Annotated in this window: 20 protein-coding genes; 9 read left to right on the top strand and 11 right to left on the bottom strand. The window is 71.3% G+C overall.

Annotated features, from left to right (window positions below; translation table 11 throughout):
- Window positions 1-174: 174 nt before the first annotated feature.
- From ACQEV2_RS32130 to ACQEV2_RS32120, 3 genes are all read right to left on the bottom strand, one after another.
- The gene (locus ACQEV2_RS32130; protein ID WP_399110248.1) at window positions 175-501 is read right to left on the bottom strand and encodes a nucleotide pyrophosphohydrolase; all 327 of its coding nucleotides are present in this window, start codon (window positions 499-501) and stop codon (window positions 175-177) included.
- Window positions 498-1,871 (bottom strand): AAA family ATPase, encoded by a 1,374-nt coding sequence (locus ACQEV2_RS32125; RefSeq protein WP_433049274.1) that lies wholly within the window; start codon window positions 1,869-1,871, stop codon window positions 498-500. Before ACQEV2_RS32125 ends, ACQEV2_RS32130 begins: the two co-directional genes overlap by 4 nt.
- Window positions 1,872-1,961: 90 nt before the next feature.
- Entirely contained in the window at window positions 1,962-2,351 is a 390-nt protein-coding gene (locus tag ACQEV2_RS32120; RefSeq protein ID WP_433049271.1) for a cell division protein SepF, read from the bottom strand.
- 378 nt (window positions 2,352-2,729) lie between these two features.
- Here ACQEV2_RS32120 and ACQEV2_RS32115 point away from each other — a divergent pair, with 378 nt between their 5' ends.
- A complete protein-coding gene (locus ACQEV2_RS32115) occupies window positions 2,730-6,659 on the top strand; it encodes a molybdopterin-dependent oxidoreductase (protein WP_433054922.1) in 3,930 nt (1,309 codons plus the stop codon).
- A 125-nt stretch (window positions 6,660-6,784) separates the two neighbouring features.
- The gene (locus ACQEV2_RS32110; RefSeq protein ID WP_433054919.1) at window positions 6,785-8,488 is read left to right on the top strand and encodes a hypothetical protein; all 1,704 of its coding nucleotides are present in this window, start codon (window positions 6,785-6,787) and stop codon (window positions 8,486-8,488) included.
- Here ACQEV2_RS32110 and ACQEV2_RS32105 read toward each other — a convergent pair.
- Window positions 8,466-8,984, bottom strand: a complete 519-nt coding sequence (locus ACQEV2_RS32105) for a YceI family protein (RefSeq protein WP_433049268.1) — start codon at window positions 8,982-8,984, stop codon at window positions 8,466-8,468. The two genes, ACQEV2_RS32110 and ACQEV2_RS32105, sit on opposite strands and share 23 nt — an antisense overlap.
- A gap of 125 nt (window positions 8,985-9,109) precedes the next feature.
- Between ACQEV2_RS32105 and ACQEV2_RS32100 the strand changes: the two genes are divergently transcribed.
- Both ACQEV2_RS32100 and ACQEV2_RS32095 read left to right on the top strand, forming a co-directional pair.
- Window positions 9,110-9,592, top strand: a complete 483-nt coding sequence (locus ACQEV2_RS32100) for a MarR family winged helix-turn-helix transcriptional regulator (RefSeq protein ID WP_433049265.1) — start codon at window positions 9,110-9,112, stop codon at window positions 9,590-9,592.
- 58 nt (window positions 9,593-9,650) lie between these two features.
- A complete protein-coding gene (locus ACQEV2_RS32095) occupies window positions 9,651-12,788 on the top strand; it encodes an FAD-binding and (Fe-S)-binding domain-containing protein (RefSeq protein WP_433049262.1) in 3,138 nt (1,045 codons plus the stop codon).
- Window positions 12,789-12,867: 79 nt separating this feature from the next.
- Here ACQEV2_RS32095 and ACQEV2_RS32090 read toward each other — a convergent pair whose 3' ends face one another.
- Window positions 12,868-13,641: a carbonic anhydrase gene (locus tag ACQEV2_RS32090; RefSeq protein ID WP_433049259.1), complete on the bottom strand. Its 774-nt coding sequence runs from the start codon at window positions 13,639-13,641 to the stop codon at window positions 12,868-12,870.
- A 130-nt stretch (window positions 13,642-13,771) separates the two neighbouring features.
- On the opposite strand from ACQEV2_RS32090, the gene ACQEV2_RS32085 reads away from it, so the two are divergent.
- The 3 genes from ACQEV2_RS32085 to ACQEV2_RS32075 all read left to right on the top strand — a co-directional run bounded on the left by ACQEV2_RS32085 (window position 13,772) and on the right by ACQEV2_RS32075 (window position 16,993).
- A complete protein-coding gene (locus ACQEV2_RS32085; protein ID WP_433049256.1) occupies window positions 13,772-14,299 on the top strand; it encodes a DUF6174 domain-containing protein in 528 nt (175 codons plus the stop codon).
- Between the two features lie 170 nt (window positions 14,300-14,469).
- Window positions 14,470-15,720 (top strand): ATP-grasp domain-containing protein, encoded by a 1,251-nt coding sequence (locus tag ACQEV2_RS32080; RefSeq protein WP_433049253.1) that lies wholly within the window; start codon window positions 14,470-14,472, stop codon window positions 15,718-15,720.
- A gap of 4 nt (window positions 15,721-15,724) precedes the next feature.
- Window positions 15,725-16,993, top strand: a complete 1,269-nt coding sequence (locus ACQEV2_RS32075) for an ATP-grasp domain-containing protein (protein ID WP_433049250.1) — start codon at window positions 15,725-15,727, stop codon at window positions 16,991-16,993.
- Window positions 16,994-17,094: 101 nt separating this feature from the next.
- Here the strand turns inward: ACQEV2_RS32075 and ACQEV2_RS32070 are convergent, their stop codons facing one another.
- Window positions 17,095-17,391, bottom strand: coding sequence for a hypothetical protein (locus ACQEV2_RS32070; RefSeq protein WP_433049247.1), 297 nt, complete (start codon window positions 17,389-17,391; stop codon window positions 17,095-17,097).
- A gap of 283 nt (window positions 17,392-17,674) precedes the next feature.
- Here ACQEV2_RS32070 and ACQEV2_RS32065 point away from each other — a divergent pair, with 283 nt between their 5' ends.
- Window positions 17,675-19,348: an allantoin permease gene (locus ACQEV2_RS32065; protein WP_433049244.1), complete on the top strand. Its 1,674-nt coding sequence runs from the start codon at window positions 17,675-17,677 to the stop codon at window positions 19,346-19,348.
- A gap of 137 nt (window positions 19,349-19,485) precedes the next feature.
- Here the strand turns inward: ACQEV2_RS32065 and ACQEV2_RS32060 are convergent, their stop codons facing one another.
- Window positions 19,486-20,127 carry a superoxide dismutase gene (locus ACQEV2_RS32060; RefSeq protein WP_003996563.1) on the bottom strand — a complete coding sequence of 214 codons (642 nt, stop codon included), beginning with the start codon at window positions 20,125-20,127 and terminating at the stop codon, window positions 19,486-19,488.
- Window positions 20,128-20,211: 84 nt separating this feature from the next.
- Window positions 20,212-20,985, bottom strand: coding sequence for a sulfite exporter TauE/SafE family protein (locus ACQEV2_RS32055; RefSeq protein ID WP_433049240.1), 774 nt, complete (start codon window positions 20,983-20,985; stop codon window positions 20,212-20,214).
- 141 nt (window positions 20,986-21,126) lie between these two features.
- Here ACQEV2_RS32055 and ACQEV2_RS32050 point away from each other — a divergent pair, with 141 nt between their 5' ends.
- The gene (locus ACQEV2_RS32050; RefSeq protein ID WP_433049237.1) at window positions 21,127-23,475 is read left to right on the top strand and encodes a helix-turn-helix domain-containing protein; all 2,349 of its coding nucleotides are present in this window, start codon (window positions 21,127-21,129) and stop codon (window positions 23,473-23,475) included.
- Window positions 23,476-23,488: 13 nt separating this feature from the next.
- Here the strand turns inward: ACQEV2_RS32050 and ACQEV2_RS32045 are convergent, their stop codons facing one another.
- From ACQEV2_RS32045 to ACQEV2_RS32035, 3 genes are all read right to left on the bottom strand, one after another.
- A complete protein-coding gene (locus ACQEV2_RS32045) occupies window positions 23,489-24,460 on the bottom strand; it encodes a helix-turn-helix domain-containing protein (RefSeq protein WP_433049234.1) in 972 nt (323 codons plus the stop codon).
- 203 nt (window positions 24,461-24,663) lie between these two features.
- Entirely contained in the window at window positions 24,664-25,389 is a 726-nt protein-coding gene (locus ACQEV2_RS32040) for an alpha/beta fold hydrolase (protein ID WP_433049231.1), read from the bottom strand.
- Window positions 25,390-25,409: 20 nt separating this feature from the next.
- Entirely contained in the window at window positions 25,410-26,381 is a 972-nt protein-coding gene (locus tag ACQEV2_RS32035; RefSeq protein WP_433049228.1) for an alpha/beta hydrolase, read from the bottom strand.
- Between the last annotated feature and the right edge of the window lie 212 nt (window positions 26,382-26,593).

Here is a 26,593-nt window from a genome sequence, read left to right as displayed (position 1 = left end):
CGTCCGTCCCGACGCGCTGCCCACGCGTCCACCCGAACTCCCGAACTCCCTTGTCCACTACCCAGAGTGAAGGCCCTTGAGACGAAAAGCCAGAGGAAGACGGAAATCTGCGGACAACTTTTCAGTTACGCACCACGAAACGAACACGGAGAGTGAAAGCGGACTCCACTCCTCCTACGGCGCCGGAAACCTCCGCTCGTTCCGGTCGATCTTCGCGTCCAGCGCCGCCAGCGGATCGATCCCGAGCACCTCACACAGCTGCAACAGATACGCCAGCACATCCGCGACCTCGTCCGTCACGCGCTCCGCGGTCTCCGCGTCGTCCATGACCCGCGCCGACTCCTCCGGGGTCAACCACTGGAAGATCTCCACCAGTTCGGACGCCTCCACGCTCAGCGCCGCGACGAGGTTCTTGGGCGTGTGGTACGGCTGCCAGTTGCGCGCGGCGGCAAACTCGGCCAGCCTGCGCTGCAGCTTGGCGACATCAAGAGGTTCGGTCACGGCTCAAGGTGTACCACCGTCACCCCACCGACTCCCGCCGTCCCACCGGCCCCCGTCACCCCACCGTCTCCCGCCGTCCCACCGACTCCCGGCACCCCCGACACGTCACTCACCGCCCCGACCACCCGGATATGCCCCCGCTCACACATCCGCGCCGCCAACCCGACCAACTCCCCCCGCTGCACCGGATCCAGCCCCCGATCGAGCCCGTCCGCCAGCACGGTCAGCGCCTGCATGGCCTCCGGCACCTCACCCACCGGATCCACCTCCAGCACCCCTGGCCCGGTCAGCAGCACCAGTACCAGCGCGAGATACCGCAGCTCACCATCGCCCAGCCGGCCGAGCTCCGTCCGCACCCCGTCCCCCCGGTCGAGCACCGCCCGCACCGTCCCGTCCCCGAGCACCTCCGCGACCACATCGGCCACCGCCCCGGCACACCCCGCCCGCACCGCACCCACGAGCTGCGCATACCGCCGCCCGCACTCGGCCCGGGTCCGCCACAGCACATCGGCGAGGTTGTCGCAGCCGCCGAGCAGACGCCCGGTCCCGACCGGCACGGGCCTCCGCATCCCTTCGGGCCGAGGATCGCAGGCGAAGACCGACCGCAGGGCCACCACCATCTGCTCCGCGGCGGCGAGCACCCGCCGCTGCCCGTCCGTCCTGCCCGCCACGCGCAGCGGCAGCAGCGCGGTACCGAGCCGGTCGTCGGGCAACGGCGCCCGCGTCACCGGCGACTGACCGGCCGTGTACCAGGCGGCCTGCACACAGGGCCGGCTCGGATCCCGCAGGGCCGTCTCCAGCAGAACCACACCGCCCGCGCTCAACCGCTCCCCCACGATGCGCAGTTCGGGCTCGGCCTGTACGGCGACGTCGAGCCGGACCGGCCCCTCGGGACCGTCGACCGTGCAGCCGATACGGAAGCCGCGCCGCCGCTGCGCATCAGGGCGGGCCCGCTCCGGCACACAGGCCACCGGGTCGGGGAACACCTCACCGACAGCGGCACCACCACCGAGCCGCGCCAGCGCCTCGTACGCCCGTAACGCACTCGACTTCCCACACCCGCTCGGCCCGGCGAAGAGCGTGAACGCCCCGAGCGGAAACACGGCCCGCCGATGCCGGGCGAACGCGGACAGCCGCAGCTCGGTGAGGCGAGGCCGGTCGGGGTGTGTCACCCCACCCGCGGGGCGCGCCAGAGACAGCTCATCCCCATGGCGGACCGACGACGACTGGGAAACGACACCGCGCACACCGGGCACACCGGGCACGCCCGGCCCGCCAGCCGCGCCGGATACAGCAGATACAGCAGACCCACCGGACACGCCGGATACAGCGGATGCACCGGACACCCCGAACACAGACGAACCACCCATGTCCGGACCGTAGGACCCCGGCCTTCAGGCGAACCGTTCCACCCCGGGGCCCTTCCTACGATCGAGCGACCGCCCCGCCCAGCGGCCGCCTCACGTGCCCGGAACCCCGGCCCCCTCCATCAACCCGCTCACCTCGGTCCCCGGCGGTGTCAGCAGAAACACATTCCGGTCCACCCGGTGCATCCCGCTCGCCAACCCGAAGACGACACCCGTGCTGAAGTCGAGGACCCGCTTGGCGACCTCGGTCTCCGCCCCGGTCAGATCCAGCAGCACCGGAATCCCCGCCATCAGTGTTTCGGCGACGTCGCGGGCGTCCGCGAACACATTGACCCGCAGCACGACGAACCGGCGTCGCGGCTCCGTCTCCGCTTCAGGGTGCACTCGGTGGTCCACCGCGGACGGCCAGGCGTCTCGGCCGCGCAACGGCACGACCTGGGCGAGCCCTTCCCACTGTTCATCGGTGACGTCGTGGCTGTTCACCGGCTCCCCCCGCCTTGACTCGCCTTCATTGCCTGCACCAGCCAATTCTTACGCCAAGTCACCCGTTCGGCCCAACAGCGACACGGACCGCGACCGCCCCACACTCCTCACATCGCGCCACGGCCCGCGATCGTCACCCCTCACATTGGGCCTCAAGCGGCTGTGTGGCCGACGTAACTCCTCATGATCAAGGGATGTGACATCGACGTAACGGGCAATTCGTACGCTCTCTGTACGACCCGACACCCCTCGACCCCCCACACACCACCCCCGACCGCCGGAGAAGGGCAGCGCGTGATCTCGACCACCTCCACGACTCAGGTCCGGACGGTCTGCACGTACTGCGGGGTCGGCTGCGGAATCCTGCTGGACGTCGGGATGGGGGCCGATGGGCGGCGTGCGGTCCTGAAGGCGTCCGGCGACAAGGCGCATCCCGCGAACGCGGGCCGGCTGTGCACCAAGGGCGCGACGACGGCCGAGATGCTCGCGGCGCCCGGGCGGCTGACCACCGCGCTGGTCAGGGACGACCGGGGCGAGGAGCCGGTGCCCTCCCCCATGGCCGACGCGATCGCCGAGACGGCCCGGCGGCTGCGTGCGATCATCGACACGCACGGGCCGGACGCGGTCGCTCTCTATGTCTCCGGGCAGATGAGCCTGGAGGCCCAGTACCTGGCGAACAAGCTGGCCAAGGGGTTCATCCGCACCAACCAGATCGAGTCGAACTCGCGGCTCTGCATGGCCAGCGCCGGCATGGGTTACAAGCTGTCGCTCGGCGCCGACGGGCCGCCGGGGTCGTACGAGGACTTCGACGACGCCGACGTCTTCCTCGTCATCGGCTCGAACATGGCCGACTGCCACCCCATCCTCTTCCTGCGGATGATGGAGCGGGTCAAAGCGGGCGCGAAGCTGATAGTCGTCGATCCACGACGCACCGCCACCGCCGCCAAGGCTGATCTGTTCCTGCAGGTCAAACCGGGCACGGACCTCGCTCTCCTCAACGGCCTCCTGCACCTGCTCGTCGAGAACGGCCACACCGACCCCGACTTCATCGCCGCCCACACCGAGGGCTGGGAGGCGATGTCCGAGTTCCTCGCCGACTACACGCCGGCCGCCGTCGCGGAGATCACGGGCATCGACGAGGACGACCTCCGCACCGCCGCCCGGCTGATCGGCGAGGCGGGCGAGTGGATGAGCTGCTGGACCATGGGGCTCAACCAGTCCACGCACGGCACCTGGAACACGAACGCCCTGGTCAACCTGCATCTGGCGACCGGCGCCATCTGCCGCCCGGGCTCCGGCCCCTTCTCCCTCACCGGTCAGCCGAACGCCATGGGCGGGCGGGAGATGGGGTACATGGGGCCGGGGCTGCCGGGGCAGCGGTCCGTCGCCGTGGACGCCGAGCGGGCCTTCGTCGAGGAGCTGTGGGAGCTGGCGCCGGGCACCCTGCGTGCCGACGGGCTCGGCAAGGGCACCGTCGAGATGTTCCAGAAGATGGCCGCCGGGGAGATCAAGGCCTGCTGGATCATCTGCACCAATCCGGTCGCCTCGGTCGCCAATCGCCGTACGGTCATCGAGGGGCTGGAGGCCGCCGAGTTCGTCGTCACGCAGGACGTGTTCGGCGAGACAGAGACCAACGCGTACGCCGACGTCGTATTGCCCGGCGCGCTGTGGACCGAGGGCGAGGGCGTCTTCGTCAACAGTGAGCGCAATCTCACGCTGACCAGCCCCGTGGCCGACCCGCCGGGCGAGGCGATGGCGGACTGGCGGATCATCGCGGCCGTCGCGTGTGCGATGGGGTACGAGAAGGGGTTCTCGTACGACAGTGCCGAGGACGTCTTCGAGGAGATACGGCGGGCCTGGAACCCGGTGACCGGCTGGGATCTGCGCGGGGTGACCTACGAGCGGCTGCGGGACACGCCCGTGCAGTGGCCTGCCGCCGATGTGGACGGGCCCGAGCGCAATCCGATCCGGTACGTCGACGCCGACGGCGGGCTGCGGTTCCCGACCGCGAGCGGGCGGGGTGTCTTCCATGCGCGGCCGCACATGCCGCCCGCCGAGATGCCGGACGACGACTACCCCTTCGTACTGAACACCGGGCGGGTGCAGCACCAGTGGCACACGCTGACCAAGACCGGGAAGGTCGCCAAGCTCAACAAGCTGAACCCTGGGCCGTTCGTGGAAGTGCATCCGCAGGACGCGCGTGCGCTGGGGATCGCCGACGGGGACCGGGTGGAGGTCGCCTCGCGGCGGGGGCGGGCCGTGCTGCCGGCGGTGGTGACGGATCGGGTGCGGCCCGGGGGGTGTTTTGCTCCGTTCCACTGGAACGATCTGTTCGGGGAGTATCTGAGCGTCAACGCGGTGACGAGCGACGCGGTGGATCCGATCTCCTTCCAGCCCGAGTTCAAGGTGTGCGCCGTGTCCCTGACGAAGGTGGCGGCTCCCGTGCCGGACCGGCCGGCCGAGGCGCTGACACCGACGTCCGTCACCCCCGGCACGGCTGATCCCTTCGGGCTCGAACCCGCGCCGCCGCCCGTCCTGTCCGCACAGGAACGCCTCTACCTCACCGGATTCCTCGCGGGGATCGGCTCCGGTGCGCCGGGCGTCCCCGTGCTCCCGCCGGACGCGCCCTTCAGCCCCGAGCACGCGCTGTGGGTGAACGGCGTCCTGGCCGGCATGTACTCGCGCACCGCCGCGCAGCCGCGTACGCAGCACGGCCGTGAGGTCGTCGTGCTGTGGGCATCGCAGACCGGCAACGCCGAGGAGTTCGCCACCGCCACCGCCGAGCGGCTGAGCGCGGCCGGGCACCGGGCCACCCTGGTGGGCATGGACGACGCCGACGTCCGCGCCCTCGCCCGCACGGCCGACCTGCTCTTCATCACCAGCACGTTCGGCGACGGCGACGCGCCCGACAACGGCTCCGGCTTCTGGGACACGCTCTCCGAGGAGGGGGCTCCACGGCTGGACGGAGTGCGGTACGCCGTGCTCGCCTTCGGTGACTCGTCGTACGACGACTTCTGCGGGCACGGGCGTCGACTCGACGCACGGCTGGACGAACTGGGTGCGGTTCGCCTGGCTCCCCGTACGGACTGCGAACCGGACTACGAGCCGTCCGCCGGGGCGTGGCTCGACCAGGTCCTCACGGTGCTGGGCGGCGCGGACGCCCCCGCCGTCGAGAAGCCGAAGGCCAAGCCCAAGCCCGCCCCGACCACCGCCCGCCTCGTCGGCAACCGGCTGCTCAGCCTGCCCGGCGCGGGCAAGGAGGTGCGGCGCTTCACGTTCGACACGAGCGGGACCTCGCTGACGTACGAGGCGGGCGACGCGCTCGGCGTACGGCCGGTCAACTCGCCCGCGCTGGTGGAGGAATGGCTCGCGGTGACCGGCGTGGACGGGGCGGCCGCCGTCGAGGTGGACGGCGTGGGCGCGGTGCCCTTCGCCGAGGCCCTGCACCGGCATCTCGACATCACGAGGATCACCCCGGACCTGCTGCGCTTCGTCGCCGAACGCGTCCGCGACGACCGGGAGTTGCGCCGGTTGCTGCGGCCCGACAACAAGGACGGTCTGGCGCAGTGGAGTTGGGGGCGGCAGGCCGTGGACGTCATCGCCGAGCACCCCGTGCGGGCGGGCGCCGAGGAGTGGGCCGGGGTGCTGAAGAAGCTCCAGCCGCGGCTGTACTCCATATCGTCCAGCCCGCTCGTCGACCCGCACAGCGTCTCGCTGACGGTCTCCGTCGTCCGGTACGAGAACCTGCACGGCCGGGCGCGCGGCGGGGTCTGCTCGCCGTTCCTCGCCGACGCCGAGCCGGACACGGAGGTGCCGGTCTTCGTGCAGCGCTCCCCGCACTTCCGGCCGCCCGCGGACGCCTCGACGCCGATGGTGATGGTCGGCCCCGGCACGGGAGTCGCGCCCTTCGTCGGCTTCCTCCAGGAGCGGCGCGCCCTCGGGCACAAGGCGCCCAACTGGCTGTTCTTCGGCGAACAGCACCGGGCCAGCGACTTCTACTACGAGGACGAGCTGACCGCGCTGCTCGACGAGGGCACCCTCGCCCGGCTCGACACCGCCTTCTCCCGCGACCAGCGCAACAAGGTGTACGTCCAGGACCGGATGCGCGAGCACGGCCCTGAGCTGTGGCGCTGGTTGCAGGACGGCGCCCACTTCTACGTCTGCGGCGACGCCTCGCGCATGGCCAAGGACGTGGATCAGGCCCTCAGGGACATCGCGGTCGCGCACGGCGGGCTGGAGGAGGCCGAGGCGTCGGCGTACGTGAAGCAGCTGGCGGCGGCGAAGCGTTACGTCCGGGACGTCTACTGACCGATCACGGGGATCGCACAGAGTTCTTCTCACCTGCCTCACACCGGACTCTTCACCTCCCTCGGCACCCCGCTCACCAGCCCTGATTACGGTCCGGTGGCGTGCAGTCGGCAGAACAGCAGCTGGTGACGACACCCGGCCGGCGGACGCGGTCACCGGTGCCCGCCGTCCCGGAACCGGAACCCCCCGCCCAGTGGCACCGCGTCCTGACGCTCCTCGCGGACATCAGCCTCTTCATCGGCACGCGCGCGATCTGGACGCAGGCGGCGAGCCACCGGCTCGCCGTGGCCGCCGCCATCTCGGTGTGCTACGCCTCGATCCTGGTCTGCGGCGTGCTGGCGCTGGTCGTGCGGCGGGTGAGGGCGCTGGCGCGGCTGGATCTGTGCGTCCTGGTGACCGCGGTGACGCTGACGCTCTGCGCGTGGGCGATGAACCACGCGGGCAGCGACGAGGCGATCCTCACCACCCAGGCCGCCCGCGAGCTGGTCGCCGGGCACCCCGTCTACGGGCAGCCGTGGCCCTGGCTCTTCGGCCACGGCGTCGCGCTCACCCCGACCGTGACGGGCGGCTACGACTTCACGTACGGCTATCCGCCGCTGGCACCGCTGCTGACCGCGCCGCTGCTGTGGCTGGGGCACGGGGGCACGCCGGCGACGGCGGTGAGCACGGCCGCGCTCCTCGCCGGCACGGTCGCGCTGTGGCGGATGCTGCCCGCGCCGTGGCGGTCGGCGGCGACCATGGCGTGCCTCGGCTTCGGGTTCCTGCCGTCCTACGGCCGCCTCGGCTATCCGGCGATCGTGGCGCTGGCCCTGCTGGTGCCGGTGGTGGTGCGGTGGCCGCGGATCGGGCGGGGCGGGCGGCTCGGGGCCGGCGGGCTGGCGCGGGCGGCGTGTCTGGGGGCGGCGTGCGCGGCGCAGCAACTGCCGTGGTTCGTGGCGCCGTTCCTGCTGGCCGGGATCTATGCCGTGCGGCGCGGGGAACTGGGAGCGCGGGCGGCGGCGCTGGTGGTGGCGCGGATCGCCGGAGCCTCCGGGGTCGTATGGCTGCTGGTCAACACGTACTTCATCGTCAGTGAGCCGGGCACCTGGAGCCGGGGCATCGCGCTGCCGCTGACACAGGGCGCGGTGATCCACGGGCAGGGCGTGGTCGGCGTCTCGCTGTACTTCACCGACGGCAGCGACCGGCTCGACTGGTACTCGCACGCGAGCATGCTGCTGGCGGCGGGGCTGCTCGCGCTGTTCGTGCTGTTCGTGCGGCGGCTGGGGCCCGCGGCGACCGTGCTGCCGTGGTGCGCGTTCTTTCTGGCGACCCGGTCGCAGGACGGCTACTACCTGATGATGACGCCGCTGTGGCTGGCGGCGGCGGTCACCGCGCCGACGTCGGAGTTCGCCACCGCCTGGCAGCCGCGCCCGGGCGTCCTGGTCCGGCGCCCGGCGCGGATCGCGGCGGCGGCGCTGCTGCTCACCCCGGCCCTGGCGAGCGCGGCATGGGCGGCGGCCGGGACGCCTCCGCTGGGCATGCGGGTGACGGCGGTGCGGTGGGCGACGCCGACCGCCGTGTCCGGTCTCGATGTCGAGGTCGCCAACACGGACGCCGCCGCCCTCACGCCCCACTTCACGCTCACCACGGGCCAGGGCATGGATCCGTACTGGACGGTCGTACGGGGCCCGGCCGCCCTGCCCGCCCACACGACGGCGCGCTATGAACTCCGGCCGCCCGCAGGGCGGTTCCCTCTCCCCCGTCCCGGCACCCGGATCCGGCTGCGGGCCTTCACGGCCGTACCGCAGACGCTGTCGAGCGCCGACGTCAGGCTGCCGCGGTCCGGGTGAAGCGGAGCGTGGCGGCGACCGTGGTCAGGCCGCGGATCATGCCGAGCTGGTTCCAGCCCATGCCGAACTGGTCGCGGTCCACGCTGAACTCGGCGTCCAGGGTGAGCGCGTCGGCGTCCGCGCCGACGAGGCGGGCGACGAAGGACTTGGGGCGGCTGACGCCACGGGCGGTGAGCTGACCGACGATGTGGACGGTGTCGTCGGCGCGGAGTTCGGCGCTGCGCACGGCGAAGGTGAGCTCGGGGTGGTTGGCGACGTCGAAGAAGTCGGCTGAGCGCAGGTGGTCGTCGCGCTTGGCGCTCTTGGTGTCGAGGGAGGCGGCGTCCAGGGTGATGGTGCCGACGGCGGAGCCGTCGGGCCGGACCTCGCCGTTGCCGGTGACGGCGGCGAAGGTGCCCTTGACGGTGACCAGGCCCCACATCGTCCTGTGCCGGATGGTGACGGTGGAGGCGGCGGGGTCGAGCTGCCAGGTTCCGGTTTCGACGGCGACGGTCATGATCTTTCACTCCTGGTCATCGGGGATCGTCGGAGATCCTCGGGGGCTGTAGTCCAAATTTGGATGATGCGCGTGCGCCACGCTAGCCGATACTCCAAATTTGAACAACAGCTACACTCGAATTCATGGCCGATCTCTCCGACTGCCCCTCCGCCTCCGGCGACGGACTCCTGCCCGTCGAGCTCCACGCCTGGATGCTGATGCTGGCCGCGACGGGAGCCGTGGAGCAGGAGCTGCGCACCGTCGTCAAGGACCGGCTGGACGTCTCGCACGACGAGTTCCTGGTCCTGTGCCTGCTCGCCGCGGATCCCGGCGAGGCCCTGCGCATGACGCGGATCGCCGAGCTGCTGGGCCGCCCCAAGACCCGCCTCACCTACCAGATCGCCTGCCTCCAGCACGCCGGCCTGGTCACCCGCAAGTCGGTCTGCGGCGACAAGCGCGGCGTCGAGGTCGCCCTCACCGAGAAGGCCCGGGGTCTGATCGAGGAGGCCTCCGGGGTCCTCGCGGAGACGGTCAAGGAGGCGCTGGCGCGGTTCATGGGTCCCACCCAGCGCGAGGCGATGTGCGCGCTGATGCCCGACTTCGCCGGGGAGGCGACGCCCGAGTAGTCCCCGGTGCGGTTGCGGGTACCCGGGCGGTGCCCGCACCGACACCGAGGAGGGGTTCATGGGCACCTTGGACCTGCCCGCTCCCGTCGTCCGCCGCGAGGCGGCGCCCCCGCCCGACCCGGCCGCCCTGGAGGCCGCGCTGCGTGAACGCGTCGACGGCGAGGTCCGCTTCGACGCGGGGAGCCGGGCCGCGTACTCCACCGACGCCTCGAACTTCCGCCAGACGCCGATCGGCGTGGTCGTGCCGCACACCCTCGAGGCGGCCGCGGAGGCGGTGGCGGTGGCCCGGGAGCACGACGCGCCCGTGCTGTCGCGGGGCGGCGGGACGTCGCTGGCCGGGCAGTGCACCAACACGGCCGTCGTCATCGACTGGTCGAAGTACTGCACGGGCCTGGAGTCGGTCGACGTGGACGCCCGTACGTGTGTCGTCCAGCCGGGGATCGTCCTCGACGAGCTCAACCGCCAACTCGCCCCGACCGGGCTGCGCTTCGGCCCCGAGCCCGCCACCCACGCCAACTGCACGATCGGCGGCATGATCGGCAACAACTCCTGCGGCGCCACCGCGCAGGCGACCGGCAAGGTCGTCGACAACATCGCCCGCCTGGAGGTGCTCCTCTACGACGGCACCCGCTTCTGGTGCGGGGAGACGAGCGACGAGGAGTACGCCGAGATCGAGCGGCACGGTGATCTGCGGGCCGCCGTGTACCGGCGGTTGCGCGCCCTGCGCGACTCCTACGCCGACGAGATCCGCCGCCGCTTCCCGCGCATCCCCCGCCGGGTCTCCGGCTACAACCTGGACTCGCTCCTGCCCGAGCACGGCTTCGACGTCGCCGGGCTGCTCGTCGGCAGCGAGTCGACGCTGGTCACTGTGTTGCGGGCAGAGCTGGAGCTGGTGCCGGTGGTGAAGGAACGCTCGCTGGTGGTGCTGGGGTTCCCGGACATCATGCGCGCCGCGGACGCCGTACCGGCGATCCTGCCGTACGAGCCGATCGCGCTGGAGGGCGTCGACCGCCATCTGGTGTACGACGAGCGGCTCAAGCACCTCAACGAGCAGGCGATCTCCCAACTGCCCGAAGGCAACGCCTTCTTGATGGTGCAGTTCGGCGGCGAGACCCTCCAGGAGGCCGACGAGCGGGCGCACCGGATGCTGGACGGGCTGCACGAGTCGGAGCACGACGCCGAGGTCGCCTTCCTGGACGACCCCTCCCACGAGGAGCAGCTCTGGCAGGTCCGCGAGGCCGGTCTCGGCGCCACCGCGCACATCCCCGGCCACCCCGACACGTGGGAGGGCTGGGAGGACTCGGCGGTGCCGCCGGAGCGGCTCGGCGACTATCTGCGCCGGCTGCGCGGCCTGTTCGAGGAGTTCGGGTACCAGAGCGACACCGGGCCCAGCCTCTACGGCCACTTCGGGCAGGGGTGCGTGCACACGCGGATCCCCTTCGATCTGTACAGCGCCGAGGGGGTGGCCGACTACCGGCGGTTCATGGAGCGGGCGGCCGATCTGGTGATCGAGTTCGGCGGCTCCTTCTCCGGCGAACACGGGGACGGGCAGAGCCGGGGCGAGCTGCTGCCGCGGATGTTCGGAGAGGAGCTGGTGGAGGCGTTCGGCCGGCTCAAGGGCATCTTCGACCCGGCCGACCGGATGAACCCGGGGAAGGTCGTGGCGCCGTACCGGCTCGACGAGAACCTGCGCATCGGCGGCGACTGGGCCCCGTACGACCCCCGCGACCTGCACTTCCGTTTCCCCCACGACGGCGGGTCGTTCGCCGAGGCCGCCAACCGGTGCGTGGGCGTGGGCAAGTGCCGCAGGCTGGAGACCGAGGGCGACGCGGTGATGTGCCCGTCCTACCAGGTCACGCTGGAGGAGGAGCACTCCACGCGGGGCCGGGCCCGGCTGCTGTTCGAGATGCTCGACGGGCACGGCGACAGCGCGATCCGCGACGGCTGGCGTTCGCAGGCGGTGAAGGACGCCCTCGATCTGTGCCTCGCCTGCAAGGGCTGCAAGAGCGACTGCCCGGCCGACGTCGACATGGCCACGTACAAGGCGGAGTTCCTCTCGCACCACTACGCGGGCCGGCCCTGGCGCAGGCCCCGCTCGGACCTGTCGATGGGCTGGCTGCCGGTGGTCGCACAGGCCGTGGGGCGGGGTGGGCTCGGCCCGTTGGTCAACGCGTTCACCCACACTCCGCCGCTGTCCCGGGCGGCGGTCGCGGTGGCCGGGGTCGAGGACCGGGAAGTGCCGCTGTTCGCACGGCAGTCGCTGCAGCGGTGGTTCGCCCGCCGTGCGCCGGACGGCCGCTACGGCGACGGGGCGCGGGGATCGGTGCTGCTGTGGCCGGACACCTTCAGCAACTTCTTCCATCCGCATGTCGGACAGGCGGCGGTGGAGCTGCTGGCGCACGCGGGCTGGCGTGTGACCATGCCCACCGAGCCGCTGTGCTGCGGGCTGACGTGGATCTCCACCGGCCAGCTCGGCGTCGCCGAACGCGTCCTGACCCGGACCGTCCGCCACCTGGCCGGTCATCTCCGGGAGGGCGGGCTGGTGGTCGGGCTGGAGCCGAGCTGCACGGCCGTGTTCCGGTCGGACGCGGGCGAGCTGTTCCCCGGCGACCGGGATGTGCGCAGGCTGGAGGAACAGACGGTGACGCTGGCCGAGTTGCTCACCGAGCACAGCCCGGGATACGAGCCGCCGCAGGTGCCCGACCGTAGCGCCCGCGCGCTCGCCCAGGTGCACTGCCACCAGCACGCCGTACTGGGCTGGGACGCCGACGTCGAGCTGCTGCGCCGCGCCGGGGTCGACGCCGAGCGGCTGGAGTCCGGGTGCTGCGGTCTGGCCGGCAACTTCGGCTTCGAGCAAGGCCACTTGGAGGTCAGCCGGGCCTGCGCGGAGCGCGTCCTGCTGCCGCGGCTGCGCGAGGAGGACGCCGGGACTGTGGTCCTCGCCGACGGCTTCAGCTGCCGTACGCAGATCCACGAGTTCGACAGCGGCGGTCACGAGGCCGTCCACCTGGCGGAACTGCTGGCCTCGGCACTGCCGGTGTCCGAGGTGGCGCCGAGTGCGTACGGGGTTGCTCCGGGGGCGCGGCCGGCCCCTCCGGGGCGCCGGGCACGGGCTCTTGCGCTCGCTTCGGCGGGCTTGGCCGTGGGTGGGGTGGCCGCGGGGATGGCTCGTGTGGTTCGGGAGTTGCGGGGGTGAGCGGGAGTCCGGCCGTGGGCGCGCGGACCGGGACGGATGACGACCGGCCGCCCCCCAACGGCGGCCGGTCATCCCCCCGTCAGGCGGCGGGCCGCCCGGAGAGGACCTCTACCCGGCCGGTGTCGAGCGAGTAGTAGGCGCTGACAACTGCGAGCTCGCCCTTCTTCACGAGCGGCGCGAGACTGGCGTTACGCCGCAGGTCGGCGGCGGTCTGCTGGGCGTGGACGCGGATCATGGCGTCGACGGGGTCGGCGTGCTTCTCCTTGGATATCGCCTCGTACGCCGGGCGGAGGGCCTCGACGATCGACTGCAGGGTGCCGCCCAGTGGCTTGCCCTCCTGCAGCGCCTTGTACGACGCCTTGACCGCACCGCAGCGCTGGTGCCCGAGGACGACGATCAGCGGGCTTCCCGCGGTCAGCGGCCCGTACTCGACGGAGCCGGTGACCACCGGGGCGACCACCTGGCCACCTGTGCGTATCACGAACAGGTCGCCGATGCCGGTGTCGAAGGTCAGCTCCGGGTCCACCCGGGAGTCGATGCAGGAGACGACGACGCCGTACGGGTCCTGCTCCTCGGCGACGGCCTTGAGCCGGGCGAGGTCCTGGTGGGGGCGCTGGAGCGCTCCGGCAACCCACCGCTCGTTGCCCTCCATCAGCCGGTCGAACGCCGCCCGAGGCGTGGCGGGGGGTGCGCTCGCGGACGACGAGGGAGCCGCCGCGGCTGCCGCGGGCGACGCCTTCGGAGCCGCTGTGCGGGCGTCCGCCGTCGACGAACACCCGGTGATCGCGGCCGCGGTGGCCACGAGCCCTCCGGTGAGAACGGCTCTGCGCTGCGGAAGCGAGACACTGCCCATGGCACTCATCCCTTCTGGTGTTTTCCCTGGTGGGGCGGGTGATGCCACTGTTGCGAAAGGGCAGTTAAGGCCCGTACAGGGCTGATCAAGCGCAGGAGAAGGGCGCGTCCAAATCACGGAGGGTGGCCGGGTGAACGTTCCCCGGGCGACCGGCGTCATAGCGGTAGTCGTCGTCGAAGGGACTGCCGCCATGACCGCCGCCGTATCTCTCACCCGCCGTGCCGTGGGCCGGGCCGCGCTGATCGGAGGGCTGCTCTGCGCGGTCGCCGCCTGCGGCAACGGGACGGAAAAGGCGGGGACTCAGAGCCGGACCCCGTGGCAGGAGCCCGCCTCGTACAGCTACACGCTCCGATCGAGCGAAGGGGAGCGGGCGTTGCTCGGCTCCTTCCGGATCACGGTCCGCGACGGCGACGTGATCAAGGCGCAGGGCCTCGACGACAGCGGCCGACGGCTGGTCGAGGACGCGCCCGACTCGGTGCCCACCCTGCGGGAACTCCTCGCCGAGCTCGAACAGGCACGGCGGGACGACGCGGACACGGCCGAGGCACAGTACGCAGCCGACGGGCATCCCGTGAGCATCTCCCTCGACTGGGAGAAGAACGCGATCGACGACGAGGCCCGCTACGACATCAGCGCCTACGAGCCGGGCGACCGCTAGGTGAGTCCGCGGGGGGCCCTGTCACCCCGCTCCCGCGTGGTGCACCAACTCCCCTGCGCCTACAGGGTGTAATCGTTGTGGCTTCGACCAACTCGGACTTCTCATCAGGGAGTTGCTTTCAGAGAACAGCCCGATGGACGGTGCACCGCCGCGACCGATCCACTGGGCGCGTGGACAGCAGCGACGAGCCGGACGTGACCGGCGTGATGGTGATCGAGCCCCTGGGCAACGCGGCACCCTTCCTTGTGCGGGCCGCCGCCCGGTTGGGCATACGGCTGTACGCGGCCACCGACGAGCGGGTTCACGCCGGTTACGAGCCGTGGCTGACCCGCAGCCTCGCCGGGGTGTGCCTGACCGAACTCGCCGACACCGCACGCGCATTGGACGACATGGAGGCGTTCTGCCGCACGCGTCGCATCGCGGGTGTCGCCGTCTGCTGGGAGTTGCTGACCCCTCTCGCGGCCCTGCTCGCCGCGCGCCTCGGGCTGCCGGGCAACGACCCGCTGCGCGCCAAGGCCGCTCGCAACAAGATCGCCATGGCGGAGGCATTCCGTGCGGCGGGTGTGGCGGCCCCTGCGGACGCGGTGGTCGCCACCGCCGAGCAGGCCCATCAGGTCGCCGCTTCCGGCCGGCTGGGGTGGCCGCTCGTCGTCAAGCCCGCCGAGCAGGGCGGCTCCTGGGGTGTGAGCGTCGTGGCCGGGCCGGACGGACTCGATGCCGCCGTGGCCGCCGCCGGGCGGTTCACTCGCGCCGAACCGCACGGTCTGCCGCTGGACTCGCGCGTGCTGCTGCAGAGCTATGTGCCCGGCGAGGAGTTCTCCGCCGACACGGTCGTGCACGACGGGGTGCCGTACCCGCTGCCCGTGGTCCGCAAGGACACCACGGCGGGCAGGTACCGGGTGGAGACCGGGCACTCCTGCCCCGCCGGGCTCGACGCGCGCACGGTGCGGGCGATCCAGGACGCCGCGGCGCGTGCCGCGCTCGCCGTCGGGGTCCGCAACGGCATAGCCCACACCGAGGTGAAGATCCTTCCCGGCGGCGAGCCGGTCGTCATCGAGACCGGGGCCCGGCTGCCCGGGGACAACATCTGCGAGATCGTCGAGGCCGCGACCGGCGTCAGCGAGGCCGCCGCCTATCTGCAGGCCGTGACCGGGCAGGTGCCCCACACCGCGCCGACCCGTGACGCGGCGGCCGCGGTGCGCTTTCTGCTGCCCGAGCGGGCGGGGGTGCTGGAGGACGTCGTCATCCCCGACGTGCCCGGCACCCACAGCCGGATCCATATCCGTCCCGGGCAACGGGTGCCCGAACCGGCCGACAGTTCCGGCCGGGTCGGGCACGTCGTGGCGCGCGCCGCGTCCGTCGACGAGGCCCGTCGCCTCGCCGCCCGGGTGATCACCGACACCCGAGTGAAAGTGAGCTGATCCCGTGCGCAAGCCCGTGCAGAAGACGCAGAGGATCGCCTTTCTACGGTCCGTGGAGATCCGACGCGCCGACCCGTACATCCAGCGCTGCGTCCGCGACCTCGCCCGGCTCGGCATCGAGAGCTGCCTGTTCCACACCCACGGCACGGCGGACGACGGGGACTTCCCCGGCACGCGCCGCCGCCTCGACCCCGCCGTCACCCCCGCCGAACTCGCCCGGGAGGTGGCGGACTGGGGCGCGGACGCCGCCGTGTCCATCTCACTGCCGTGCGAGAACGCCCTGCGGGACGCCACCGTCAAGGAGCTCCTCGACGCCCGGGGCATCCCCACCGTCATGACCCCGCTGGCGTCGGCCCTGGCCCTGTGCGACAAGTGGGAGACCAAGCAACTCCTCCTCCGCGCGGGCCTGGACAACCCGCGCGGCGTCAAGGCCGACTCCGATCTGCTCGCCGGGCGCGGGGTACGGGTTCCCGCCTACGCGGACGCCCTGCGCGAGGCCGCCGCCGGCATCGGGTATCCGCTGCTGTCCAAGCCGTTGTGGGACTCCACCAGCATGGGGATCAGGGCCCTGCCCGACGCCGCGGCCCTGGACGCCTACCTGGCCGATCCGCCCGAGGCGTCGGCGGTGATCGAGGAATGCGTCACCGGCGCACTGTGCTCGGTGGACATCGTGGGCGAGCCCGGCGCGTACCGCGTCCTGCCGCTGTGCTGGACCGGCACGGCGGGCCCCGAGCCCGTGTTCACCTTCGCCGACCTGCGCTGGTGCGGCCCCCGACCGCAGGCCGACGCCGACTTCGAACCCGTCGCGGCGAAGCTGGTCGCCCTGTGCGAGGACCTCAAGGTCCAGGGTTCCGTCAATGTGGACATGATCTACACGGGTTCACGGTACGTCGTCCTGGAGATCAACCCGCGGATCGGCGGCGCCACCACCCTGTCCTGTGCCGCCTCCGGCACCAACACCTTCACCGCCTTGGCCGACATGGCCCGCGGCGCGTACACGCCGGCCGCTGTGCGCCGTACGGGGTGGGCCATCGAGTTCCTCTCCCCCGAGCGGCTGCCGGAGTCGGTCCGCGCGGAACTGAGGGATGGTCTGGCGCTCGTCAGCGCCCACGAGTTGGTCATCGACGACACCAGCCATGGCGACATCGTGGTGTTCACCCTCGCCGAGGGGGACGAGCAACAGACCGTCAAGCAACTGGAGGAGCTGCACCGGACGACGGGCTGGCCCCGCCAGGAGATCCTGGACAAGACGCGGGCCCTGCTCACCCCATGAGGTGCTCCTGCCGGGCATGACCGGTCAGGGCCTGCTCCATGTACGCGGACCAGGCCCTGACCGGCTTTCCGAGGTTCCGTACTCCACCGAAGGGTCTCGGCCTAGAAAGCGCCGTTGTTGCAGCCCATGCCGGAGCCCAGGTGCGTGTCGTCCTGCCCACCCGAGTTGCCCTCGCCGCCGAGCGCGTTGCCCAGCGCTCCGTTGAGCACGCCGACCTGGCCGAGGACGTCGACATTGAGGTCGTGCGACTTGCAGCTGGAGCTCTGCAGGACGCTGACCTTGTCCCCGCCCTTGCCGCCGCCACCGTCGAGGCCCTGCGCGGTGGCCGTGCCGGCGCTCAGGAGTCCGACGCTGCCAAGGGCGGCGACCAGGACGGCAGCCTTGCGAAGCTTGTGCATGTCATCTCCGATGGAGTGAGGTGGGTTGCGATCCGTGAGGGATCGACTTCGTACAGTGAGAAGAGATTAAAAGGAAAAATCCCAATATATTCCCACGGCACGCCGAGGCTGGCGATCTCGGAACCGCCAACCGTGCCTCTGCCGATGCCCGCTGAGTCATCGTCAGACAGCCGTTCGGAAACACTTCCTTCATCCAGGAAGTATTTAGGTGTAACGACTCCTGCCTAGCGTCCCTCCCCATGGCCACGACTGCAGTCCCCCACCCGCAGCAAGGAGGCGAGGCGTGAGCACCGAGCCACGACTGGCAGAAGTCACCGAGCCGGGACCCGCGCAGCAGGCGGCGCGCGGTACCGATCAGGCGGTCAAGGAGACCCTGGAGGACTACACCCTCCGCTTCGCGCCCCGCAGTTACCGCCGCTGGACCCCGATGGTCGTGGCCACCACGGCACTCGGCGGCATCGCCTACATGGCCGACTTCTCCATCGGCGCCGGCATCGGCCTGGCCCACGGCACCGGCAACGCGCTCGTGGCGATCGCGGCCGCCGCCGTCGTCATCTTCGTCACCGGCTTCCCGCTCGCCTACTACGGCGCCCGCTACAACATCGACCTCGACCTGATCACCCGCGGCTCCGGCTTCGGCTATTACGGCTCCGTACTCACCAGCGTCATCTTCGCCAGCTTCACCTTCATCTTCTTCGCCCTCGAAGGCTCGATCATGGCCCAGGGCCTGAAGCTCGGCCTCGGAATGCCGCTGTGGCTGGGCTACTTGGTGTCCACGCTGATGGTGATCCCGCTGGTCGTCTACGGTATGAAGGCGCTGAGCAAGCTCCAGGTGTGGACCACCCCGGTCTGGCTGCTGCTGATGGTCGCCCCGCTGGTCTACCTGATCTCCACCGACCCCGGCACCGTCGACCGCTTCCTCTCCTACGCCGGCACCGACGGCGACGGCGGCGTCAACACCGCCTCCGTGCTGCTGGGCGCGGGCGTGTGCCTCTCCCTCATCGCGCAGATCGGCGAGCAGATCGACTACCTGCGCTTTATGCCGCCCAAGACCGAGGCGAACAAGCGCACTTGGTGGACCGCGGTGGTCATGGCCGGCCCCGGTTGGGTGGTGCTCGGCGCGCTGAAGCAGGCCATCGGTGTCTTCCTCGCCGTCTACATCCTCGCCAAGGTCGGCCCGGCCGCCGCCCCCGAGCCGATCCAGCAGTTCCGCGGCGCCTTCGACGCGATGATGCCGTCCTGGATGGTCGTCCCGCTGGCCGTGGCCCTCGTCGTGATCAGCCAGATCAAGATCAACGTGACGAACGCGTACTCGGGCTCGCTCGCCTGGACCAACTCCTTCACCCGCGTCACCAGGCGCTACCCCGGCCGCATGGTCTTCGTCCTGGTCAACCTGGGCTTCGCGCTGGCCCTGATGGAGGCCGACATGTTCAGCTTCCTCAACAGCATCCTGGGCTTCTACTCGAACTGCGCCATCGCCTGGGTCGTCACCGTCGCCACCGACATCGGCATCAACAAGTACGTGCTGAAGCTGTCCCCGCTCCAGCCGGAGTTCCGCCGGGGCATGCTGTACGCGGCCAACCCGGTCGGCGTGGTGGCCTTCGTCGCCTCCTCCGGTCTGTCGATCGCGATGTACTTCCACGTGCTGGGCGACACCTTGCAGCCGTACTCCCCGGTCGCCGCGGCCGTGATCGCGTTCGTCCTCACCCCGCTCATGGCCGTCGTCACCAAGGGCAAGTACTACCTGCGCCGCACCGGCGACGGTATCGACGAGCCGCTGCTGGACGTGGAAGGCAACCCGAGTGCGACGACGTACGACTGCCATGTCTGCCTCCAGCCATACGAGCGCCCGGACCTGACGGCCTGCCAGACGCACGGCGCCGTCGTCTGCTCGCTGTGCCTGAGCACGGACAGGGTCGGCGACCACGTACTGCCGGCCGCGCCCGCCCACCCCTGACGCCCGATCCACTCCCTCCAGCACCCGAAGGGCTCCCGCACATCACGTCCGTGCGGGAGCCCTTCGTCGTGCCGCCTGCTGGTGAAGGCCGAGAAGACGATCACGAGCAGGACGTCTGTACGGGTGCGGTCACCGCGTCACGGCGCGAGCAGCAGGCTGTCACCGCGCTCCTTGGCGGCGGCGTAGCGCTTGGCCACGTCCTGCCAGTTGACGACCTGCCACATGGCCTCGATGAAGTCGACCTTCTGGTTGCGGTACTGCAGATAGAAGGCGTGCTCCCAGGCGTCGAAGACCAGGATCGGGGTCGAGCCCTGGCCGACGTTGCCCTGGTGGTCGTAGACCTGCTCGACGATGAGGCGACCGCTCAGCGGCTCGTACGCCAGCACGCCCCAGCCCGAACCCTGGGTCGTGGCCGACGCCTTGGACAGCTGTGCCTTGAAGTGGGCGAAGGACCCGAAGGACTCGGCGATCGCGTCCGCCAGCTCTCCCACGCCGTCCTTCTCCAGTGGCTCGCCGCCGCCGTCGCCGGTCATGTTGTGCCAGTAGATCGAGTGCAGGATGTGGCCGGAAAGATGGAAGGCCAGGTTCTTCTCCAGGCCGTTGATCGAGCCCCACGACTCCTTGTCCCGCGCCTCGGCGAGCTGCTCCAGCGTGTCGTTCGCGCCCTTCACGTATGCCGCGTGGTGCTTGTCGTGATGCAGCTCGATGATCTCCGGGCTGATGACCGGGGCGAGCGCCGAGTAGTCGTACGGAAGTTCCGGGAGCGTGTAAACCGCCATGTCCAACGTCCTCCGACGTTATTGCGAATGATGTGCAGCTGCACGCTAACAGCAAGAGCGGTGCTTTTCGATCAGGCCGTGGACCTAGGACCCCACGTAGAGGGCGCCGACCGCGGCGGCGAGGGTGCCCAGCAGGAGGCGGAGAAACCTTTCCGGCAGGCGGGGTTGAAGGCGAGCACCCAGGTAGCCGCCCGTCAGACCGCCCAGTCCGCAGGCCAGTCCGAGGAGCCAGTCGGGGGCGATGTGGTCGCCCCCGGTGAGGGACAGCAGTCCATAGGTGCCGGCGCCGACCAGTGAGGTCAGGAAGGTGGAGGCGAGCGCGGCGGGGGCGACCTGGGCGACGGGCATGCCTCGGCCGACCAGGACGGGCCCGAGGATGGAGCCACCGCCGATGCCGTAGATTCCGCCGACGGTGCCGACCGCCACCGCCAGCAAGGTGACCGTGCGCGGCGACGGCTCCGCCGGTGCGCGGGTGGTGGCCGGGCGCAGGGTGCGGGCGACGAGCCACAGGCCGAGGGGCAGCAGCAGGGCGGCGACCAGGAGCCGGAAGACGGCCGGCCCGGGAAGGGCGAAGACGCGGATGAGCGCGCCGAGAACGACTCCGGGAAGGGTGCCGGCGATCAGGCGGCGGGCCAGCGGGCCGCGCAGGAGACCGGCGCGGCGGTAGCGCAGCAGGGCGCCGGGGCCGGCGACGACGTTGTAGAGCAGGTTCGTCGGGGTGACGGAGGGACTGGGCACGCCGAGCAGGCTCAGCTGGACCGGCAGCAGGAACACGGCGCCGGAGACTCCGACCGGTGCGGTGACGAGCGCGATCAGCACGCCCGCGCCGAATCCGAGAGTCCCCGTCGACCAGTCCACCAGCCCCACTGCTCCCCCACCCGAGCCTCCCGTCCGTTCAGTATCCGCCCGGGTCCGGCGCTGCGTGGCCCCGGGCTGGAGCGGCGTCACTGCCGTCTCTCGTCCGGGCCGCCGGATTGTTGAGCCGCGTATCATCGCGCGGTGAGCAGTGAGGGTGGGGGCGCGTCACCGTTCGGCCGGCGGTTGCGCGCGTTACGGCAGGAACGCCGTCTGACGATCGAGGAGTTGGCCGAGGCGTCCGGTGTGTCGGGGCGCGCCATAGGTGACATGGAGCGCGGCCGGAGTCTGCGTCCGCATCGGGGAACCATCACCGCGCTCGCCCAGGGGCTGGCACTGGACGAGGCTGCGCATGCGGATCTGCTGGCCGCCGCCCGCGCCGCCCGCCCGGGCGCGCAGGCCCGCGACCTCGGCAAGGCCTCGGCCCACCCGCTGCCGAGGGGGGTACGTGACTTCGTCGGCCGGTACAAGGAACTGACCGCACTGCGCGCCCTCGCACAGGAGGTCGCCGAGGAAGGGCGTGCCGAGGGCCCGGAGATGCGTTCCGTGACGCCCCCGGCGGCAGTGGTGTCCGGCCCTCCGGGCAGCGGCAAGACCACGCTGGCGGTGCGGCTCGCCGAGGAACTCGCTCCGTCCTGCCCCGACGGAACGTTCTTCCTGGACATGCGGGGCCTCGACGCGCAGCCGCTCTCGACGGAGGAGGCCGTGCTGCGCCTGCTGAGCTCATGGGGCGTCGAGGACGGCGAGTTGGCCCAGCACGGTGCGGAGGGCCGTCTCACCCGCTACCACGCCGTCGCAGCCGGTTTCCGCGCGGTTCTGGTGCTGGACAACGCCGCCGACGAGGCCCAGGTCAGGCCCCTGCTGCCGCGCGAGGGGCGACTTCTCGTGCTGGTGACGAGTCGCCGTACCCTGGCCGGCCTGGAGGGAGTCCGGCGCGTCGAGCTCGGTGCGCTGACCCGGCAGGAGTCCGCTTCCTTGCTGCGTGCCGTCCTCGGCGCCGGGCGCGTGGACGCAGAGCCGGCGGCCGCGAACGCCGTGACCGCGTTGTGCGGTCATCTCCCGCTGGCCCTGCGCGTCGCCGCGAACTGGGCCGCCACCCGCACCAACTGGAGTCTGCGACGGCTCGCCGACCGGCTGGCCGACGAGGACCGCAGGCTGGACGCGCTGAGCGCGGGCGATCTGCGGGTCAGCGCCGCCTTCGCGCTGTCGTACTCCCGTCTCGCTCCGGAGACCGCCCGGATGTTCCGGCTCCTGTCGCTCGTACCGGGCCAGGACTTCGGCCTGGCGCCGGCCGCCGTACTCGCGGACGCGCCCTTGCCCGACGCCGAGGACCTCCTGGAGGAACTGCTGGAGGCGGGGCTGCTGATGACCTCCCGCGAGGACCGCTACCGCGTCCACGACCTGCTGCGCCTGTACGCCGGCTCCCGCCACCGCGCCGAGGACGGTGCGCAGGTGTCGTCGGCCGCGCGTTCCCGGCTGCGGTCGTGGCTGCTGGACACCGCAGTCCTCGCCGGCCGCTGGCACGAGCCCGGCTACGGCGCGCCGCCGCCGGATCCCGGCCGGCTGGTCGCTCTGGACGACCGTGAGCAGGCGATGCGCTGGATCAAGGCGGAGAGCGACAACTGGCTCGCGGCGTTCCGTGAAGCCGCGGAGAACGGCGAGCACACGAGGGTCGTCGACGTCGCGGAGGCCATGCACTGGTTCTCCGACCACTGGGTGTCCTCGGGTCACTGGGTCGAGGTCTACGAGCGCGCCGCCGCGGCCGGAGCGGCGCTGGGCGACGCCGCGCTGGAGGCGACCCACCGCAACTACCTCGCCTGGGCCTACCAAGCCTGCGAAGGCCGCTATGCGGAGGCGGTCGCGTCGGCCACGTGCGCACTCGGCCTCGCCGAGACGGCCGGGAACATCGTCCAGCAGGCATGGGCGCACAACTACCTCAGCTGGCTGTACGAGCCGAACGGCGACTTCGCCTCCGCCGCCGACCACAACCACCGCGCCATGGAGCTGTTCACCGAGGCGCACGACATCAACGGATACCTGCAGGTGGCCTGCGGGACGATCAGGGTGCTGCGTGGGGCCGGCCGCCCGCACGAGGCCGTCGAGGCCTACGAGGAGGTCAGGGAAGCGCTCGCCGATCCCCGCAACCGCGACCGGATCCCGCCCAACGTCCGGGAATTCACTGTCCTGTCCGCCGTCTACGCGGTGTCGTTCGTCCATCTCGAGCTCGGCCGCTGGCAGAACGCGGTCGACGTGCTGGCCACCATACGCGGGCAGTTCGAGGTCCGCGGCTGGCACCGGCAGGCGGGCAAGGTCCACCTCCACCTGGCCCACGCGCTCGCCCGGCTCGGCCGGCACACCGAGGCCGGTGCCGAGTACCGCGCCGTCCTCGCGCTGGAGGGCCGTATCCCGTCGGAGATGCCGGCTCAGGCCCGAGCGGGCCTTGACGCCCTGTCCGTCGGCCGGGCGGTGCCACCCCTCCTGTTCGTACGGTGACCGGCGCACCGTCTCAGCGCTGCGCCGCTTCCCCGGCCGGACCGTGCATCTGCCACTCCCGAGGCGTGACCCCGTAAGCCGCGCGGAAGGCACGGCTGAAGTGACTGGGACTCACAAACCCCCAGCTCCGGGCGACGGCCGCCACCCCGAGGCCCAGGGCCGGGGAGCGCAGAAGATCGCGGCGGCACCGTTCCAGTCGCTGCGTCCGGATCCACCCCCCGACCGTGGTCCCCTCCAGCTGGAACATCCTGTGCAGATAGCGAACCGACATGTGGTGTGCCGCAGCGATGGCGGGCGGGGACAGGTCGGGGTCGCAGAGGTTCCGCAGGATGTGGTCCTTGACCCGTACGAGGGTGGCCGCGGCGGTCTCCGGAGCCTGGGGAGCGAAGCGGCCGCACCGCTCGTTGATCAGCAGCGCCAGCAGGTCGATGGCGGTCGCGGCCATCTGCCGGCCTACCGAGTCGTCGAGGCTCGCGGCCTCGCGCGCCATGCTCGCGAAACAGCTCGCCACCACGGCGGAAGTGCCCTCGCGACCGGAGAACGCGGTCGCGGTCATCGCCCGCAGGTCCCCGTCCCGCACCCGAAGATCCCGGCGCGGGAACTGGAAGGAGACGAAACGGAATTCGCCCTCCACCTTCTTTCTCAGCAGCCGGGACGAGTCGGAGATGGAGAACTCGCCCGGTCTGATCAGGGACTCCCGCCCGTCCTGCTCCTTGATGGCGGTGCCGCTGCGCTGAAGCGTGAGGATGAGGAACTCCTTCCCGTCCTGCGCGATCAGACGCTTGCTGCGCCGCACCACTTGCGGCCCCGCCTGGACGTGCGCCACCCGCATCGCACCCAGCCGATCGCTGACGATCCTTCCCGGTGACGGATCTTCCTCGAGGAGATCGACATCGAGCGGTACGAAGGCGCGCGACACCGCCTCGCGCCAGCGCTCCACCCGGTCCGCCGCGGACAGCGACGCGGTGGAAACAACGACGGACACCTGGCCCCCCTGGCATCGTGATCGGCCGACGGTTCGGATCCCGTGGCCGACCTGACGATGTCACTCCCGGCCGGGGACGGACCAGGAAGAACCGGAGGAAGAAATCGGGGGAAGAAATCGGTGGAAGAGATCAGGGGAAGAGATCGGTGGAAGCACAGCTGCGCGGACGAAACGAGTTCGTCCGCGCAGTGGGTTGCCCCTTGTCAGCCGGTCGCCCGCACCGCGTCGCGGATCAGCTCGGCCACCTCTGTCGGCCGGGCGACGGCGACCGCGTGCGACGCCCCCGCGATCTCGACGACGGTCGCCCCGGCGCGCTTGGCCCCGAACCGCTGGACCTCGGGATTGATCGCCTCGTCCGCTCCGGCCACCAGGGCCCAGGACGGCTTGGTCTGCCACGCGGCCGCGGCGGCCCTCTCCTCGAAGGCCGAGGCGGCCAGCGGCCGTTGGGCCACGGCCAGGACCTTGGTGACGTCGGTCGGCACATCTGCGGCGAAGACCGATGGGAAGGCGTCCTCGGCGATGGTGACCTCGACGGCCGGGTCGCCGCCGGGGACGGGGTACGTCCACTGCTTGAGGTTGCTCACCAGCGGCGAGGCGGGGAAGCGTCCCTGCAGCTCGCCGAGGCTCTCGCCCTCCTCGGGGACGTACGCCGCCACGTAGACGAGCCCGACGACGTTCTCCGTGGTGCCGGCCACGGTGATGAGCGCACCGCCGTAGGAGTGACCGACCAGGATGACGGGGCCGTCGGTCTGGGCGGCCACGGAGGCGATGTAGGCGGCGTCGGCGGCAAGTCCCCGCAGCGGGTTGGGCGGGGCGATCACCGGGATGCCGTGACGCTGCAGTTCGGCGATGACCTCGGACCAGCTTGCCGCGTCGGCGAACGCGCCGTGGACGAGGACGACGGTGGGTGTGGCGGTGGAGGTGGTCATGGAGGGGTGTCTCCTCGCTCTCAGGCGTGGTGCAGGGCGGTGCGCAGGGTGCCGGCGGCCAGCGTGATGGCGGCCTCGGCGGCGTGGGTCTCTCGCAGGGCGTTGAGCATCACGAAGTCGTGGATGATGCCCTGGAAGCGCACCGCGGTGACCGGGACGCCCGCCTCGCGGAGCTTGTTGGCGTAGGCCTCGCCCTCGTCGCGCAGCACGTCGGCCTCGCCGGTGATGACCAGGGCCGGGGGCAGGCCGGTGAGCTGCTCGGTGGTGGCGCGCAGCGGGGAGGCGGTGATCTGGGCGCGGTCGGCCTCGTCGGTCGTGTACTGGTCCCAGAACCACTGCATGCCGTCGCGGCGCAGGAAGTAGCCGGTGGCGAACTGGTGGTAGGAGCCGGTGTCGAAGTTCGCGTCGGTGACCGGGTAGAACAGCACCTGCTGCACCAGCGGGATGCCGCCGCGCTCCTTGGCCATCAGCGTCAGCGCGGCGGTCATGTTGCCGCCGACCGAGTCACCGGCGACCGCGATGCGAGTGGCGTCCAGCCCCTTCGTCGCGCCCTGCTGGACGACCCACTGGGCGACCGCGAAGTTCTGCTCGATGGCGACCGGGTACCGGGCCTCGGGCGAGAGGTCGTACTCGGGGAAGACCACGGCGGCGCCCGCACCGACGGCGAGTTCCCGCACCAGACGGTCATGGGTGTGGGCGTTGCCGAAGACCCAGCCCGCCCCATGGATGTAGATGATCACCGGGAGGGTGCCCTCGGCCCCGGCGGGCTTGACGATCCGCACGCGGACGCTGCCCGTCGGGCCGCCCGAGACGGTGGTCCACTCCTCGTCGACCGCGGGCTTGTCGATCTCGCCGGACTGCACCTCGTCGACGGCCTTGCGCCCTTCCGCGGGGGGCAGTTCGAACAGGTAGGGCGGATTGGCGGTGGCCTCCGCGAAGGCGGCGGCCGCGGGTTCCAGGACCGGCTGAACCGGCTCGACGGCATCGGACATGGGAATCTCCCGAGGGTGTACGTGAGATGCCGGCCCTTCCGGCATTACGGCCCGGATACCGCGCGGGGCGTCCGGGGCCACTCCCTGCCACGCTAAAACCGCCGATCGCGCGGCAATTGCCCACGGGCGCACTACTACTGTCCTCACGGTGCACGGGTATCCGCGGGGGTTGGGGTCTGGCATGGCGATTCAGCGCGGGGTGTGGCAGTGCA

It is taken from the genome of Streptomyces sp. CA-251387 (assembly GCF_050936625.1).
In the GTDB taxonomy this organism is placed as follows: Bacteria; Actinomycetota; Actinomycetes; order Streptomycetales; family Streptomycetaceae; genus Streptomyces.
This window is presented reverse-complemented; position numbering and strand designations above follow the sequence as displayed.

Bases quoted from the DNA above. Each gene is read 5' to 3' on its own strand.
- ACQEV2_RS32095 (WP_433049262.1), top strand. From the start codon at position 9,651: ATGGGCACCTTGGACCTGCCCGCTCCCGTCGTCCGCCGCGAGGCGGCG.
- ACQEV2_RS32090 (WP_433049259.1), bottom strand. From the start codon at position 13,641: ATGGGCAGTGTCTCGCTTCCGCAGCGCAGAGCCGTTCTCACCGGAGGG.
- ACQEV2_RS32035 (WP_433049228.1), bottom strand. From the start codon at position 26,381: ATGTCCGATGCCGTCGAGCCGGTTCAGCCGGTCCTGGAACCCGCGGCC.
- ACQEV2_RS32100 (WP_433049265.1), top strand. From the start codon at position 9,110: ATGGCCGATCTCTCCGACTGCCCCTCCGCCTCCGGCGACGGACTCCTG.
- ACQEV2_RS32125 (WP_433049274.1), bottom strand. From the start codon at position 1,871: ATGGGTGGTTCGTCTGTGTTCGGGGTGTCCGGTGCATCCGCTGTATCC.
- ACQEV2_RS32060 (WP_003996563.1), bottom strand. From the start codon at position 20,127: ATGGCGGTTTACACGCTCCCGGAACTTCCGTACGACTACTCGGCGCTC.
- ACQEV2_RS32040 (WP_433049231.1), bottom strand. From the start codon at position 25,389: ATGACCACCTCCACCGCCACACCCACCGTCGTCCTCGTCCACGGCGCG.
- ACQEV2_RS32105 (WP_433049268.1), bottom strand. From the start codon at position 8,984: ATGACCGTCGCCGTCGAAACCGGAACCTGGCAGCTCGACCCCGCCGCC.
- ACQEV2_RS32070 (WP_433049247.1), bottom strand. From the start codon at position 17,391: ATGCACAAGCTTCGCAAGGCTGCCGTCCTGGTCGCCGCCCTTGGCAGC.
- ACQEV2_RS32115 (WP_433054922.1), top strand. From the start codon at position 2,730: ATGGGGGCCGATGGGCGGCGTGCGGTCCTGAAGGCGTCCGGCGACAAG.